Below are 13,154 nucleotides of genomic sequence, written 5' to 3'. Positions count from 1 at the left end.
TTCTGGCCTGCGGGCCGGGCGCGGGGTGGGGGGAGCCTACACTTCCGCGCCGTGTCCCTGCTCAAATCCGCCTCCACCGTTTCGCTCCTGACCCTCGCTTCGCGGGTCGCGGGCCTGGTCCGTGATCTGTTGATGGCTTCGGTGTTCGGCGTGAGTGCGCTGACCGATGCCTTCAATGTCGCGTTCCGCATTCCCAACCTCTTCCGCCGGGTGCTGGGGGAGGGCGCGTTCAGCCAGGCCTTCGTGCCGGTGCTGGCGGCCACGCGCACCGAGCAGGGTGACGCGGGGGCGCGGGTGCTGGTGGACCATGTGGCGACGCTGCTGACCTGGACGCTGGTGCTGCTGTGCATCGCCGGGGTGCTGGGTGCGCCGCTGATGGTCTGGGGCATGGCCAGCGGGCTGCAGCAGACGGCCCAGGGCTACGAGGCGGCCATCTTCATGACGCGCTGGATGTTCCCCTACATCGGCTTCATGTCGCTGGTGGCGCTGGCCGGGGGCGTGCTCAACACCTGGCGCAAGTTCGCGGTGCCGGCGGCTTCGCCGGTGCTGCTCAACGTGGCGCTGATCCTGTCGATCCTGATCGGCGCGCCGCTGTTCCGGCGCTGGGGGATCGAGCCGATCTATGCGCAGTGCATCGGCGTGATGGTCGGCGGCCTGCTGCAGCTGGGCATCCAGCTGCCGGCGCTGCGGCGCATCGGCATGCTGCCGCGCGTGGGCGTGCGCTGGCGCGCGGTGCGCGCGGCCTGGGCCGACCCGACCACGCGCAAGATCGTCAGGCTCATGCTGCCGGCGCTGATCGGCGTGAGCGTGGCGCAGATCTCGCTGCTGATCAACACGCAGATCGCCTCGCACCTCGCCCCCGGCAGCGTGACCTGGGTCAGCTACGCCGACCGGCTGATGGAATTCCCGACCGCCATGCTGGGCGTGGCGCTGGGCGTGGTGCTGATGCCCCAGCTGGCCGGGGCCCGCGCGGCCAAGGACGATGCCCGCTATTCCTCGCTGCTCGACTGGGGCCTGCGCCTGGTCGTGCTGCTGTCGGTGCCCTGCGCGGTCGCGCTGCTGGTGTTCTCGGGGCCGCTGGTGGCGGTGCTGTTCCACTACGGTGCGCTCAAGGACGCCGACGTGCCGCGCATCGCGCTGGCGCTGGCGGGCTACGGCGCGGGCCTGGTCGGCATCGTCGCGATCAAGGTGCTGGCGCCCGGCTACTACGCCAAGCACGACATGCGCTCGCCGATGCGGATCGCCGTGGCCGTGCTGGTGCTGACCCAGCTGCTCAACCTGCTGCTGGTGCCGATCCTGCAGCACGCGGCGCTCACGCTCACCATCGCGATCGGCGCCGTGGTCAATGCGCTGTGGCTGCTGTGGGGCCTGATGCGGCGCGGCAGCTACCGGCCCGAGCCGGGGTGGCTGCGCTTCGTGCTCCAGGTGGTGGTGGCCTCGGCGCTTTTGGGCCTGCTGCTGTACTGGGGCGCGCACCATTTCGACTGGGTCGCGCTGCGGGCCGTAAAGCTGCAGCGCATCGGCCTGCTGGCCGCGCTGATCGCGGCCGCGGCCCTGCTGTATTTCTCGACGCTGGCCCTGCTGGGCATCAAGCTGCGCAGTTTCATCAAGCGATAGCCCGCGCGACGGGGTGTTGTCGCCTTGACGCTCCCTTCATGCTCCTCTACAAAGCCACATGACGTTCAGCTTCTCGGCGCCGACCGCCCTCGAATACTTCGATTCGCTCGTCAAGAGCGACGATCAGTTCCCGTTGCTCGAAGCCGCGGCCGCACTCGCCCAGGACGAATACCCCGAACTCGACGTGCAGCAGGTGCTGGGCGACATCGACCAATTGCTGGCCCGTCTCAAGCGCCGGCTGCCGGCCGACGCGGCACCGCTGGCCCGGCTGCGCGCGCTCAACCAGTTCTTCTTCCATGACCTGAGCTTCGGCGGCAACGTCAACGACTATTACGACCCGGACAACAGCTACCTCAACGCGGTGCTGCGCACCCGGCGCGGCATCCCGATCTCGCTGGCGGTGCTGTGGATGGAGCTGGCCCAGGGCCTGGGCCTGCAGGCGCGCGGCGTGGCCTTTCCGGGCCATTTCATGATCAAGGTCACGCTGCCCAAGGGGCAGGTGGTGATCGACCCCTTCAATGGCAAGTCGCTGTCGCGCGAGGAACTCAGCGAGCGCCTCGAGCCCTACAAGCGCAGCAACGGCCTGGTCGGCGACTTCGACATCCCGTTGGGCCTGTACCTGCAGCCCGCCGAGCCGCGCGAGATCATCGCGCGCATGCTGCGCAACCTCAAGGAAGTGCACCGCGCGCAGGAGGACTGGCAACGCGTGATCGCGGTGCAGGACCGCCTCGTGGCGCTGCTGCCCGACGCCTGGGCCGAACACCGCGACCGCGGCCTGGCCCACGCCGCGCAGGGCCACACGGCGCTGGCGGTGCGCGACCTCGAGACCTACCTCCAGCACGCCGAGGAGGCGCTCGACATCGATGCCGTGGCCGAGCAGGTCGCGGTGCTGCGCCGCGCGAGAAGCTGATGGCCGCCGACCTCGGGACCCGGCACCAGTTCCATGGCGTGCAGCCGGTGCTGCCGGTGGCCGATGCGGCGCGTTCGGCGCGCTATTTCAGCGAAGTCCTGGGCTTCGAGCTCGATTTCATCGCCGGCGAACCGCCCAGCTACGCGCGGGTCAAGAAGGGCGACCGCAGCTACGGCGACCCCGTCTACATCCGCCTGTGGCAATGCAACACGCGCGAGGCCCGGCCCTGGCGCGGCGAGATCGTGATCCACGTGGGCCACGACCTCGACGGCCTGCATGCGGCCTACCTGAAGCGCGGCGTCGACGTCATCGAGCCGCCCACCTCGCAGCCCTGGGGCTTGCGCGAGTTCGCGATCCGCGAGCCCGACGGCCACGTGCTGCGCTTCTGCGGCTACCTCTGAGCGCCCACGCGCCACGGCGCGGCAGGCACGCATCCTGCTGCAGGACACCATGACCGACCACGCCCTCACCCTGTCGCCCCGCCGCTGGCTGTTCGCCGCCGGTGGCCAGCCGCTGCGGGTGCTGCTGGCGCTGGGCAGCCTGATGCTCTTCTGCGTGCTCTCGGGCCTGTCGCATGCGCTGATCCCGCTGGCGCTGGGCACCATCGCCAGCGCACTGGCCGAGACCGACGACAGCTGGCAGGGCCGCTGGCGCGCGCAGGCGCTCACGCTGGTCTGCTTCGCCGCCATGGCCTTCACGATCGAGGCGCTGTTCGGCCGGCCCTGGCTGTTCATCATCGGCCTGGCCTTCTCGGCCTTCGCGCTGACCATGCTGGGCGCGATCGAGGCGCGCTTCAAGGCCATCGGCCATGCCACGCTGATCCTCGCGATGTACACCACGCTGAGCCTGGACCATGCGACCGCCACCGAGCCGCGCTGGCACGAGGTGGCGCTGCTGCTGGCCGGCGCGGCCTGGTACGGCGCCTGGTCGGTGGGCTGGGCCGCGCTGTTCCCGGCCGAGCCGGTGCAGGCGCTGCTGGTGCGGCTGTTCGATGCACTGGGCGGCTATGTGCGCTTCAAGGCCTCGCTGTTCGAGCCGCTGCGCGGTGTCGACATCGAGCGCAAGCGGCTGTCGCTGGCGCAGCTCAACAGCCGCGTGGTGGCCGAGCTCAACGCCGCCAAGGAGAGCATCTTCCGGCGCGTCGGCACCCGCGTGCCGACCGGCCGCATCACGCGCTACCGCGGGCTCTACCTGATCGCGCAGGACGTGCACGAGCGCGCCAGCTCCTCGCACGACGACTACAACGCGCTGGCCGACGCCTTCTTCCACAGCGACGTGCTCTACCGCTGCCAGCGCGTGCTGGCGCTGCAGGGCGAGGCCTGCCAGCGGCTGGCGCTGTCGATCGCGCGGCGCGAGCCCTTCGTGGTGGGCGGCGCGACCGTGCAGGCGCTGTCCGACCTGCGCAGCGCCATCGCGCACGAACGCGCGCGCGACCCCACGCCGCAGCGGCGCGCGCTGCTGGCCTCGGTCGAGGCGCTGGCACGCAACCTGGCGCTGCTCGACGGCCAGCTCGCCGGCGCGAGCCAGCCCGCGGCCCAGGCCGGCCGCACCGACATGGACCTCTACGACCGCTCGCCGCGCAGCGGACGCGATGCGGCCGAGCGCGTGCGGCGCCAGCTCACACCGCGCACGCCGCTGTTCCGGCATGCGGTGCGGCTCGCGGTGGCGCTGGTGGCGGGCTACGGCCTGATGCAGTGGATCCACCCGGCGCAGGGCTACTGGATCCTGCTGACCACGCTCTTCGTCTGCCAGCAGACCTACGGCGAGACCATGGCGCGCATGGGCCAGCGCGTGGCGGGCACGGCCCTGGGCGTGGTGCTGGGCTGGGCCGTGCTCACGCTGTTCCCGCTGCCCTGGCTGCAGTCGCTGATGGCGGTGGCGGCCGGCGTGTTCTTCTTCGCGGCGCGCGCCCGCCGTTACCTGCTCGCGACCGCCGCGATCACGCTGCTGGTGCTGATGTTCTTCAACCAGGTCGGCGACAGCGGCCTGCTGTTGTGGCCGCGGCTGATCGACACCGCCATCGGCAGCGCGCTCGCGGGCCTGGCCATGGTGCTGGTGCTGCCGCACTGGGCCGCGCGCCGCATCAACGCGCTGGCGGCGGACGCGATGCGCGCCCATGCGGCCTACCTGCGTCAGATCGGCGACCAGTACCGCTCGGGCGCGCGCGACGACCTGGCCTACCGGCTCGCGCGGCGCAACGCCCACAACGCCGATGCGGCGCTGTCGACCGCGGTGAGCGACATGTTCCGCGAACCCGGCGTGGTGCGGCCGCACGCGGGCGTGGCGCTGCGCTTCCTGATCCGCTCGCACACGCTGCTGAGCTATGTGTCGGCGCTGGGCGCGCACCGCATCGCGCTGGCGCAGGCGCATTCGGCCGCCGCCCTGCAGCAGAGCATCGAGGGCGGCGCGGTGGCGCTCGACGGGCTGGCGTCGGCTTTCGAGCGCGGCGTGCCGGAAGCCGGCGCCGCCGCGGCCGGCCAGCCGGTGCGCGAGGCGCTGGCACTGGCGGTCGCACCCGATGCCGACGAGGCCGTCGCGCTGGTGCGCACGCAGCTGGGCCTGATCGCGCTGCAGATCGATGCGCTGGGCGCGCACACCGAGGAATGGCTGCGCGCGGCCGCGGCGCCAGCGCCCGGCCCGGCACCCATCGCGACCGAAGGCAGCGGCGGCACGCGCTGAGCCTGCCGTCGCTCAGTGGGTCCGCGTGCCCGCCGTCGACGGCGAGCCGGCCAGGCCGAACTGGCGCCAGGCGCGGCGCAGCTGGGTGTCGGAGCCGAAACCCGAGAGTTCGGCCGCGCGCGTGACGTTGGCCCCGGATTGCAGCGCGAGCTGGGCCGAGGCCAGCCGCAGGCGCCGCAGGTAGACCAGCGGCGCGACGCCCGCATGCGCCATGAAGAGCCGTGTGAGGTGGCGCGGCGAGGTGTGGGCCACCTCGGCCATGCGCGGCACGGTCCAGTCGATCTGCGGTTGGGCGCTCACCGCATCCTGCACCCGATGCAGCGCGGCGTGCAGGTGGTGGCGGTGCGCGAGAAAGGGCGAGAGCTCGGGATCCTGCGGCCCGCGCCGCAGCGCGACCACCATGGTCTGCGCGACCTGCGCCGCCAGGGCTTCGCCGCAGAGTTCGCCGATGCGGTGCAGCACCAGGTCGATGCCGGTGGTCACGCCCGCGCTGCTGTAGAGGGGCGGATCGAGCACGAACACGCGGTTGGCCACCACCTCGCAGCGCGGCTCCACGGCCCGCAACTCATCGAGGTGGTGATGGTGGGTGGTGGCACGCCGGCCCGCGAGCACACCCGCATGCGCGGCCAGCACGGCGCCGGCGCAGATCGTGACCAGCTCCAGCTTGCCGCGCTCGAAGCGCTGGCCGCGCAGCCAGTGCAGCACTTCTTGCGTCTCGGGCGTGTCGACGACCAGGGTGCCGCCGGGCAGGCCGACCAGCACGATCCAGCCCGGCTGTTCGCTGGGTGGCGGCAGCGCGGACAGCCCGGCCAGCGTGATGCCGACCGAGCCCACCGAGGTCGGCCGCGGGCTCGCGAACGCGATCTCGAAGCGCGCGGGCTGGCCCGCGGCGCGCAGCAGCTGGTTGGCGATGCGCAGCGCCTCGGCCGGGCCGGCCCAGTCGAGCACCAGGCTGTCGGGCAGCAGCACGAAGACGACGCGGATCGGGTCCATGGCCAGGCCGTGCGTGCCGCGCGCGGCCTCAGGCCACGGCGCGTTCGAGCGCCTGCGCCACGCTGCAGACGTTGGCGAAGCGGTCCTGCAGTACCGTTGCCGTGCGGGCCTTGATGTCGGCGGCGGGCAGCGGCCGGCCGTCGGGCTGGGTCATGTCGAAGGTCAGCGTGGCGTCGAGCACATAGTCGATCTGCCAGCCCAGGTCGGAGGCGTGGCGGGCCGTGGTCTCGCAGCATTGCTCGGTGCGGATGCCGCTGACGATGATCCGGCCGATGCCGTTCTGCGTGAGCCAGACATCGAGCCCGGTGTTGACCAGCGCGCTGTGCCGGTGCTTGGTGACGCTCGCCGCCGGCTGGAAGTCGGCCAGGCCCTCGAGCGGCCGGACGTGGCCCGATGCGATCGCGAAGGGGTTGTCGCTGCGCTCCGGCCCGTCGACGTGGAACACGCGCAGGATCGGCACGCCGGCCGCGCGGCAGCCGTCGATGAGCGCGTTCTGGGCCGCCAGGTAGGGGCCCATGTCGCGCTCGGTGCTGTAGGGGCGGTGGCGGAACGACTCCTGGGCGTCGATCACTATGAGACAGGTTTTCATGGCAGGGTGCACAAGGCGTGGTGGGATGGTGCGCCCTATTCTTCAGGGCGGCAAGCCCGCCGTCCGAGCCATGCCGGACCTGTGTCGATCAATTCAGGACATCAGAGCTCGACCAGCGTCTTGAAGCCGCCGAAGAACATGCGCTGGGCGTCGAAGGGCATGGCCTTCGGGTCCATCATCGATTTCAGGCGTGGATCGGCCATCACCTTGGCGTTGATCGCATCGCGCTGCTTGCGCGAGGTGAACGCGATCCACGAGAACACCACCACTTCGTCCTCCTGCAGCTTGACGCTCTGCGGGAAGGAGGTGCTCTTGCCCGGCTTCACGTCGTCGGCCACGCACTCGATGTATTCCAGCGCGCCGTGCTCGCGCCAGATCTTGCCGGCCTTCTGCGCCATGCGCCGATAGGCCGGCAGCTTGTCCTTGGGGACGGGAACGACGAAACCATCGACATAGCGGGCCATGGGAGTTCTCCTCGTGGTGTGGAAGTGCCAGCGCAGCAGCAGGTGGATCGGCGGCGTCACGCGGGCTTCGACATGCCGGCGTTGACCATCCAGGGCGTGCCGAAGCGGTCCGTGCACATGCCGAAGCGCTCGGCCCAGAAGGTCTTCGCGAGCGGCATGGTGACGGTGCCGCCTTCGGCCAGCGCGTTGAACACGCGCTCGGCCTCGGGCACCGCGTCGTAGTTGAGCGTGAGCGAGAAGCCCTTCATCGGGTCGTAGGGCTTGCCCTCCATGTCGTCGGAAGCCATCAGCACGCCGTGGTCGAAGGTCAGGCAGGCATGCATCACGCGCGCCGCCGAGGTGGCCGACAGCTTGTCCGCCTCGGCACCGGGCATCTGAGCGTAAGTCATGACCTCGAGCTTGCCGCCGAGCACGCTCTTGTAGAAGGGCATGGCCTGGGCCGCGGTGCCGTCGAAGAAAAGATAGGCATTGAAGGAAGACATGGAGGCTCCTTGCGAGGGTGGGGCATGGGATGCGGCGCTATTTGTGTACGCCGTCCACAAAGCGTAGCAAGGCGCAGTGACGGCGTCCAGACAAGACCCGTCCGCCATCGCGGGAACAGGGAGAAGAAAGCGAAGGCTCAGACCAGTTGCGCGGCCTGAAGCTCCTTCTTGAGGTAGGCGTAGAACAGCGGCGCCGCCACCAGGCCCGCGGGCCCGAACACCGCCTCGGCCACGAACATCACGGCCAGCAGCTCCCACACGGCCATCTGGGTGCGGCTGCCCACCACCTTGGCGTTGATCACGTACTCGGCCTTATGGATCAGGATCAGGAAGCCCAGGCAGGCCAGCGCCGTGACCGGCGACACCGAGAGCCCGACCACCGTGATCACCACGTTGCACAGCAGGTTGCCCACGATCGGCACCAGGCCGGCGACGAAGGTCAGCGTGATCAGCGCCGGCGTGTAGGGCAGGCGCAGGTCCCACAGCGGCAGCAGGAACAGCAGGAAGATGCCGGTCAGGAAGGTGTTGAAGGCCGCGATCCAGAACTGGGCCGCGACGATCTGGCCGAAGGTCTCGCCGAACAGCGTGATGCGCCGGTGCAGCTGCTGGGCCAGCGGGCGCCGCGTCGTGGCCGCGTGCGCGACGGCCGCGAGCGAGCCCACGATCAGGCCCACGTAGGCGAACAGCAGGCCGCCGAGCCAGGCGCGTCCGGTGAGCGCCAGCGCGCCGGCCTGGGCGCGCAGGTAGCCGGCGATCACGCGCTGGATCTCGGCCGCGCCCTCGGGCAGGTAGATCGCCACTTCGGGCGGCAGCTTGAGCCGCAGCTCGAGCACGGTGCGCGCGATGTAGTCGAGCAGTTCACGGTACTGCTCCGAGGCGTTGAGCACGAAGTCGCGCGCCTCGGAGAAGGCCAGCGCCATCAGCGCGATGGGCGCCAGCATCACCAGCGTGGCCGCGACGGTGCGCGCGGTCGGCGAGGTGGGGGCACCGATGCGCGGCGGGGTCTTGACGCGCCGGCTGCGCCGCAGGCCGGCATCGATCACGCGCGCGAACCAGCGCGTGGCCAGGAAGCCGATGCAGACGCACAGCAGGCCGGGCAGCAGGCCCTGCCACATGACCAGCAACAGGGCCGCGGCGATCAGCACGTAGCTGGCAATCACCACGGGACGGGATCGGTCGGCGGCGGTGGCTTCGATCACGTGGCGGGGGCGCGTCGGTCGGGGCGGGTCAGGCGACGACGACGGCTGCGCCGGTACCGCGTTCGGCGATGGTGCCGATCTCGTGCACGGTCTCGCCGGCGGCGCGCAGCGTGGCGGCGCAGGCGGCGGCCTCGGCCGCGTCGATGACGACCACCATGCCGATGCCGTTGTTGAAGGTGCGGTTCATCTCGATGTCGTCGATGCCGGCCACCTTCTGCAGCCAAGCGAACAGCTCGGTCTGCGGCCAGCTGCCCTTCTTCAGGTGGGCGGCCGTGCCTTCGGGCAGCACGCGCGGGATGTTCTCCAGCAGGCCGCCGCCGGTGATGTGGGCCAGCGCCTTGATCGGGTGCTTGCCCAGCGCCTCGAGCACCGGCTTCACGTAGAGGTGCGTGGGTTCCATGATGGCTTCACGGAAGGGCTTGCCGTCGAGCGTGGCGGGCAGGTCGGCGCCGGCGCGCTCGATGACCTTGCGCACCAGGCTGAAACCGTTGGAGTGCACGCCGCTGGAGACCAGGCCCAGCACCACGTCGCCGGGCTTGACGTCCTGGCCGGTGAGGATCTTCGACTTCTCGACCGCGCCGACCGCGAAGCCCGCCAGGTCGTATTCGCCGGCCGGGTACATGCCGGGCATCTCGGCGGTCTCGCCGCCGATCAGGGCGCAGCCCGAGAGCTCGCAGCCGCGGGCGATGCCGCCGACCACGGCCGCGGCGGTGTCCACGTCGAGCTTGCCGCAGGCGAAATAGTCGAGGAAGAACAGCGGCTCGGCGCCCTGCACCAGCACGTCGTTGACGCTCATGGCGACCAGGTCGATGCCGACCGTGTCGTGCATCTGCCATTCGAAGGCCAGCTTGAGCTTGGTGCCCACGCCGTCGGTGCCGCTGACCAGCACCGGTTCCTTGTAGCGCTTGGGCACTTCGAACAGCGCGCCGAAGCCGCCGATGCCGGCCAGCACGCCTTCGCGCATCGTCTTCTTGGCCAGGGGCTTGATGCGGTCGACCAGCGCGTCGCCGGCATCGATGTCGACGCCGGCGTCCTTGTAGCTGAGCGGGGTGTTCGAGGTGGAGTTCATGGGCAGGCGAGGCTTGACAGACGGGGGCGGGAGGAGGGAGGCAGGGCATCGGGGACCGGAACAGCCGGGCCGATAGAATTCATGACGATTTTAAGGGCCGCCGCGCCCTTCGCCATGAACCCCTTATTTGTGCCCACCTTGCCACGGCTGCCGCCCGCTTCGCTCCAGGCATGAAGCAGCTCGTGCTCGACATCGGTCTGTCGACCGTCCCCAGTCTGTCCGGCTTCTTCGCCGGACCGAACGAGGCGGCCGTGCGTCACCTGCGTGTCTGGCTTGGCGAGGCGCATGTGCCGACCCTGCATTCCCCGGTGCCGACCTACCTGTGGGGCGAAAGCGGCAGCGGCAAGACCCATCTGCTCGAATCGGTGCACAGCGCCTTGCGCGAGCAGGGCGCGCTGGTCGGCTGGATGAGTGCGTCCACGCCGCACCCGCCCGAATTCGACGAGCGCTGGGGCGCGGTGGTGCTCGACGACGTGCACCTCTACACCGCGGTGCAGCAGCACGCGGCCTTCAACTGGTTCGTCAATGCGCAGTCCCTGCAGCGCGGCGTGGTGGCGGCCGGGGCGCTGCCGCCGGCCGACCTGGCGCTGCGCGAGGACCTGCGCACCCGGCTCGGCTGGGGCCACGTGTTCCACTTGCAGCTGCTCGACGAGGCCGAACGCCGCTCCGTGCTGCGCCAGGCGGCCGATGCGCGCGGCGTGCTGCTGAACGACGAGGTGCTGGATTACATGCTGCACCGCTTCAGCCGCGATCTGGGCAGCCTCATGGAGCTGCTCGATCATCTCGACGGCTATGCGCTGCAGACGCAGCGCGCGGTGACGATCCCGTTGATCCGATCGATGCTCGAAAACGAATGAAGCCAACTGGGGCGCCATCCCGCGCCCGGACCCTCTCCCAATGATCAAGACATTCATCGACAAACTGCTGGGCAAGTCGGCCGGCGCGGGCGCCAGCGCCAAGTCGCGCTTCGGCAAGCGGCAGGAAGTGCCGGCCAGCGTGCACGGCATCGACCCGGCGCTGGTCGACGAGCGCGCCAAGAACGTGGTCACCACGCTGCAGCAGGCCGGCTACGAGGCCTACGTGGTGGGCGGCGCGGTGCGCGACCTGCTGCTGGGCCTGCGGCCCAAGGACTTCGACGTCGCGACCAACGCCACGCCCGAACAGGTCAAGGGCCTGTTCCGCCGCGCCTTCATCATCGGCCGGCGCTTCCGCATCGTGCACGTGGTCTACGGCCGCGGGCGCGAGCACGAGGTGATCGAGGTCTCGACCTTCCGCGCCTACATGGACAACGCGGCCGCCGAGCAGGTCAAGGGCAACGAGCGCACCAGCAAGGGCGAGCTCGCGGGCATGACCCACGCGGTCGATTCGAGCGGCCGCGTGCTGCGCGACAACGTCTGGGGCCCGCAGGAGGAAGACGCGGCGCGCCGCGACTTCAGCGTGAACGCCATGTACTACGACCCGGCCAGCCAGATCGTGGTCGACTATCACAACGGCATCAAGGACGCCAAGAAGCTGGTGCTGCGCATGATCGGCGACCCGGTCACGCGCTACCGCGAAGACCCGGTGCGCATCATTCGCGCGATCCGCTTCTCGGCCAAGCTGGCCGCGCTGGGCTTCGAGATCGAACCCAAGACGGCCGCGCCGCTGATCGCCTCGAGCAAGCTCTTGGCCGACGTGCCGCAGAGCCGGCTGTTCGACGAGATGCTCAAGCTGCTGCAGACCGGCCATGCCATCGCCACCATCGCCCAACTGCGCAAGCTGGGCCTGGCCACCGGCATCTATCCGCTGCTCGACGTGGTGGTGGAGCGTGCCGACCAGCCCTTCGTCAAGGCCGCCCTGGCCGACACCGACCGCCGCGTGGGCGAGGGCAAGCCGGTGGCGCCCAGCTTCCTGCTGGCCTGTGTGCTGTGGGCCGACGTGCGCGACGGCTGGGCCCAGCGCCTCGAGGGCCGCCACGGCCAGCGCGGCCAGCCGGCCTTCCCGGCGCTGCAGGACGCGATCGACGACGTGTTCAACACCCGCATCGGCGACGTCTCGGGCCGCGGCAAGCTCGGCGGCGACATGCGCGAGATCTGGATGATGCAGCCGCGCTTCGACAAGCGCGTGGGCTCCACGCCCTACAGCCTGGTCGAGCAGGCGCGCTTCCGTGCGGCCTTCGACTTCATGCGGCTGCGCGCCGATGTGGGCGAGGTCAGCGAGGCGATTGCCGAGTGGTGGCAGGAATTCAGCACCGCCGACGACCTGCGCCGCCAGGACCTGCTCGACCAGGTGCGCGAGGAGGCCAAGGCGCCGGTGCGCACCCGCGTGCGGGCCCGCGCGCCGGCCGCGGCCGATGCACCGGCCCCGCGCGAGGCGCCGGAGGCCGACGAGGCGGAGGCCGATGAGCGCTCGACCGTCCCGCCCGATGGCGAAGCGCCGCGCAAGCGCCGCCGCCGCCGCAAGCCGCGTCCCGCCGGCGCGGGCGAAGGCGGCTCGGGCGCCGCCGACGCATGACCCTGGCCTTCGTCGCCATCGGTGCCAACCTGGGCGACGCGCAGGCCACGGTGCGCCAGGCGATGGCCGATCTCGCGGGCCTGCCGCACAGCCGTGTGAGCGCCCGCTCCTCGCTCTACCGCAGCGCGCCGGTCGATGCGAGCGGTCCGGACTTCATCAATGCAGTGGTGGCGCTCGACACCGACCTGGCGCCCGAGGCGCTGCTGGCCGCGCTCCAGCAGCTGGAGTTGCGCGCCGGGCGCGAGCGCCCCTACCGCAACGCCCCGCGCACGCTCGACCTCGACCTGCTGCGCCATGGCGACACCGTGATGCACAGCGCCACGCTGACGCTGCCGCATCCCCGCCTGGAAGAGCGCGCCTTCGTGCTGCTGCCACTGGCCGAGGTGGCGCCCGGGCAGGTCAGCGCGGCCGCGCTGGCCCGGGTGGCCGACCAGGCGATCCAGCGGCTCTGAAGCGTTTCGTGCTCGTCCGTGCACAGCTGCACAGTGACTTACACCACTTTCTAGTTCGAAAGTTCGCAAGTTGGTCAGGTAGCGTTAAGATAAGTAACCACAGACCGCGCGATCGGCAGTCAGGGCCCGCCCCTGATTGAAGTATTCCTAAAACAGTTGTCGAGCAGTTGCGTACGGGGGTGCCAGGCAACCAGGAATAACTGTCGA

The 13,154-nt window shown here is 70.5% G+C and carries 13 protein-coding genes; 7 read left to right on the top strand and 6 right to left on the bottom strand.

Features of this window, described 5'->3' with window-relative positions:
* The first annotated feature begins 51 nt into the window (after nucleotides 1–51).
* The 4 genes from murJ to yccS are packed head-to-tail and all read left to right on the top strand — an operon-like array spanning nucleotide 52 to nucleotide 5,206.
* Nucleotides 52–1,617 (top strand): murein biosynthesis integral membrane protein MurJ, encoded by a 1,566-nt coding sequence (gene murJ / locus QTI20_RS20500; protein ID WP_286554688.1) that lies wholly within the window; start codon nucleotides 52–54, stop codon nucleotides 1,615–1,617.
* 58 nt (nucleotides 1,618–1,675) lie between these two features.
* On the top strand, nucleotides 1,676–2,527 hold the full coding sequence (locus tag QTI20_RS20495) for a SirB1 family protein (protein ID WP_286554689.1): 852 nt from the start codon (nucleotides 1,676–1,678) through the stop codon (nucleotides 2,525–2,527).
* Nucleotides 2,527–2,928 carry a bleomycin resistance protein gene (locus tag QTI20_RS20490; RefSeq protein ID WP_286554690.1) on the top strand — a complete coding sequence of 134 codons (402 nt, stop codon included), beginning with the start codon at nucleotides 2,527–2,529 and terminating at the stop codon, nucleotides 2,926–2,928. Before QTI20_RS20495 ends, QTI20_RS20490 begins: the two co-directional genes overlap by 1 nt.
* A 49-nt stretch (nucleotides 2,929–2,977) precedes the next feature.
* Nucleotides 2,978–5,206, top strand: a complete 2,229-nt coding sequence (gene yccS / locus QTI20_RS20485; RefSeq protein WP_286554691.1) for a YccS family putative transporter — start codon at nucleotides 2,978–2,980, stop codon at nucleotides 5,204–5,206.
* Nucleotides 5,207–5,218: 12 nt separating this feature from the next.
* Here yccS and QTI20_RS20480 read toward each other — a convergent pair whose 3' ends face one another.
* The 6 genes from QTI20_RS20480 to purM all read right to left on the bottom strand — a co-directional run bounded on the left by QTI20_RS20480 (nucleotide 5,219) and on the right by purM (nucleotide 10,002).
* Entirely contained in the window at nucleotides 5,219–6,199 is a 981-nt protein-coding gene (locus QTI20_RS20480) for a GlxA family transcriptional regulator (RefSeq protein ID WP_286554692.1), read from the bottom strand.
* Between the two features lie 28 nt (nucleotides 6,200–6,227).
* Entirely contained in the window at nucleotides 6,228–6,788 is a 561-nt protein-coding gene (locus QTI20_RS20475) for an isochorismatase family protein (protein ID WP_286554693.1), read from the bottom strand.
* Between the two features lie 101 nt (nucleotides 6,789–6,889).
* A complete protein-coding gene (locus QTI20_RS20470; protein ID WP_286554835.1) occupies nucleotides 6,890–7,252 on the bottom strand; it encodes a DUF1428 domain-containing protein in 363 nt (120 codons plus the stop codon).
* 56 nt (nucleotides 7,253–7,308) lie between these two features.
* Nucleotides 7,309–7,734, bottom strand: a complete 426-nt coding sequence (locus QTI20_RS20465) for a VOC family protein (protein ID WP_286554694.1) — start codon at nucleotides 7,732–7,734, stop codon at nucleotides 7,309–7,311.
* Nucleotides 7,735–7,871: 137 nt separating this feature from the next.
* Complete coding sequence (locus QTI20_RS20460) at nucleotides 7,872–8,933, bottom strand: AI-2E family transporter (protein WP_286554695.1); 1,062 nt, start codon at nucleotides 8,931–8,933, stop codon at nucleotides 7,872–7,874.
* 28 nt (nucleotides 8,934–8,961) lie between these two features.
* Complete coding sequence (gene purM / locus QTI20_RS20455; protein ID WP_286554696.1) at nucleotides 8,962–10,002, bottom strand: phosphoribosylformylglycinamidine cyclo-ligase; 1,041 nt, start codon at nucleotides 10,000–10,002, stop codon at nucleotides 8,962–8,964.
* Between the two features lie 170 nt (nucleotides 10,003–10,172).
* On the opposite strand from purM, the gene hda reads away from it, so the two are divergent.
* The 3 genes from hda to folK are packed head-to-tail and all read left to right on the top strand — an operon-like array spanning nucleotide 10,173 to nucleotide 12,947.
* Nucleotides 10,173–10,859, top strand: coding sequence for a DnaA regulatory inactivator Hda (hda, locus tag QTI20_RS20450; protein WP_286554697.1), 687 nt, complete (start codon nucleotides 10,173–10,175; stop codon nucleotides 10,857–10,859).
* Between the two features lie 40 nt (nucleotides 10,860–10,899).
* The gene (gene pcnB / locus QTI20_RS20445; RefSeq protein ID WP_286554699.1) at nucleotides 10,900–12,495 is read left to right on the top strand and encodes a polynucleotide adenylyltransferase PcnB; all 1,596 of its coding nucleotides are present in this window, start codon (nucleotides 10,900–10,902) and stop codon (nucleotides 12,493–12,495) included.
* A complete protein-coding gene (gene folK / locus QTI20_RS20440; RefSeq protein ID WP_286554701.1) occupies nucleotides 12,492–12,947 on the top strand; it encodes a 2-amino-4-hydroxy-6-hydroxymethyldihydropteridine diphosphokinase in 456 nt (151 codons plus the stop codon). Before pcnB ends, folK begins: the two co-directional genes overlap by 4 nt.
* Nucleotides 12,948–13,154 lie beyond the last annotated feature (207 nt).

The sequence above is a fragment of the Variovorax sp. J2P1-31 genome, from assembly GCF_030317215.1.
GTDB lineage: Bacteria > Pseudomonadota > Gammaproteobacteria > Burkholderiales > Burkholderiaceae_C > Variovorax.
This window is presented reverse-complemented; position numbering and strand designations above follow the sequence as displayed.

What these genes read in the sequence shown, in the direction of transcription:
- QTI20_RS20465 (WP_286554694.1), bottom strand. Translation starts at nt 7,734, where the DNA reads ATGTCTTCCTTCAATGCCTATCTTTTCTTCGACGGCACCGCGGCCCAG.
- QTI20_RS20475 (WP_286554693.1), bottom strand. Translation starts at nt 6,788, where the DNA reads ATGAAAACCTGTCTCATAGTGATCGACGCCCAGGAGTCGTTCCGCCAC.
- purM (WP_286554696.1), bottom strand. Translation starts at nt 10,002, where the DNA reads ATGAACTCCACCTCGAACACCCCGCTCAGCTACAAGGACGCCGGCGTC.
- QTI20_RS20490 (WP_286554690.1), top strand. Translation starts at nt 2,527, where the DNA reads ATGGCCGCCGACCTCGGGACCCGGCACCAGTTCCATGGCGTGCAGCCG.
- pcnB (WP_286554699.1), top strand. Translation starts at nt 10,900, where the DNA reads ATGATCAAGACATTCATCGACAAACTGCTGGGCAAGTCGGCCGGCGCG.
- QTI20_RS20480 (WP_286554692.1), bottom strand. Translation starts at nt 6,199, where the DNA reads ATGGACCCGATCCGCGTCGTCTTCGTGCTGCTGCCCGACAGCCTGGTG.
- QTI20_RS20495 (WP_286554689.1), top strand. Translation starts at nt 1,676, where the DNA reads ATGACGTTCAGCTTCTCGGCGCCGACCGCCCTCGAATACTTCGATTCG.
- yccS (WP_286554691.1), top strand. Translation starts at nt 2,978, where the DNA reads ATGACCGACCACGCCCTCACCCTGTCGCCCCGCCGCTGGCTGTTCGCC.
- hda (WP_286554697.1), top strand. Translation starts at nt 10,173, where the DNA reads ATGAAGCAGCTCGTGCTCGACATCGGTCTGTCGACCGTCCCCAGTCTG.
- QTI20_RS20470 (WP_286554835.1), bottom strand. Translation starts at nt 7,252, where the DNA reads ATGGCCCGCTATGTCGATGGTTTCGTCGTTCCCGTCCCCAAGGACAAG.
- folK (WP_286554701.1), top strand. Translation starts at nt 12,492, where the DNA reads ATGACCCTGGCCTTCGTCGCCATCGGTGCCAACCTGGGCGACGCGCAG.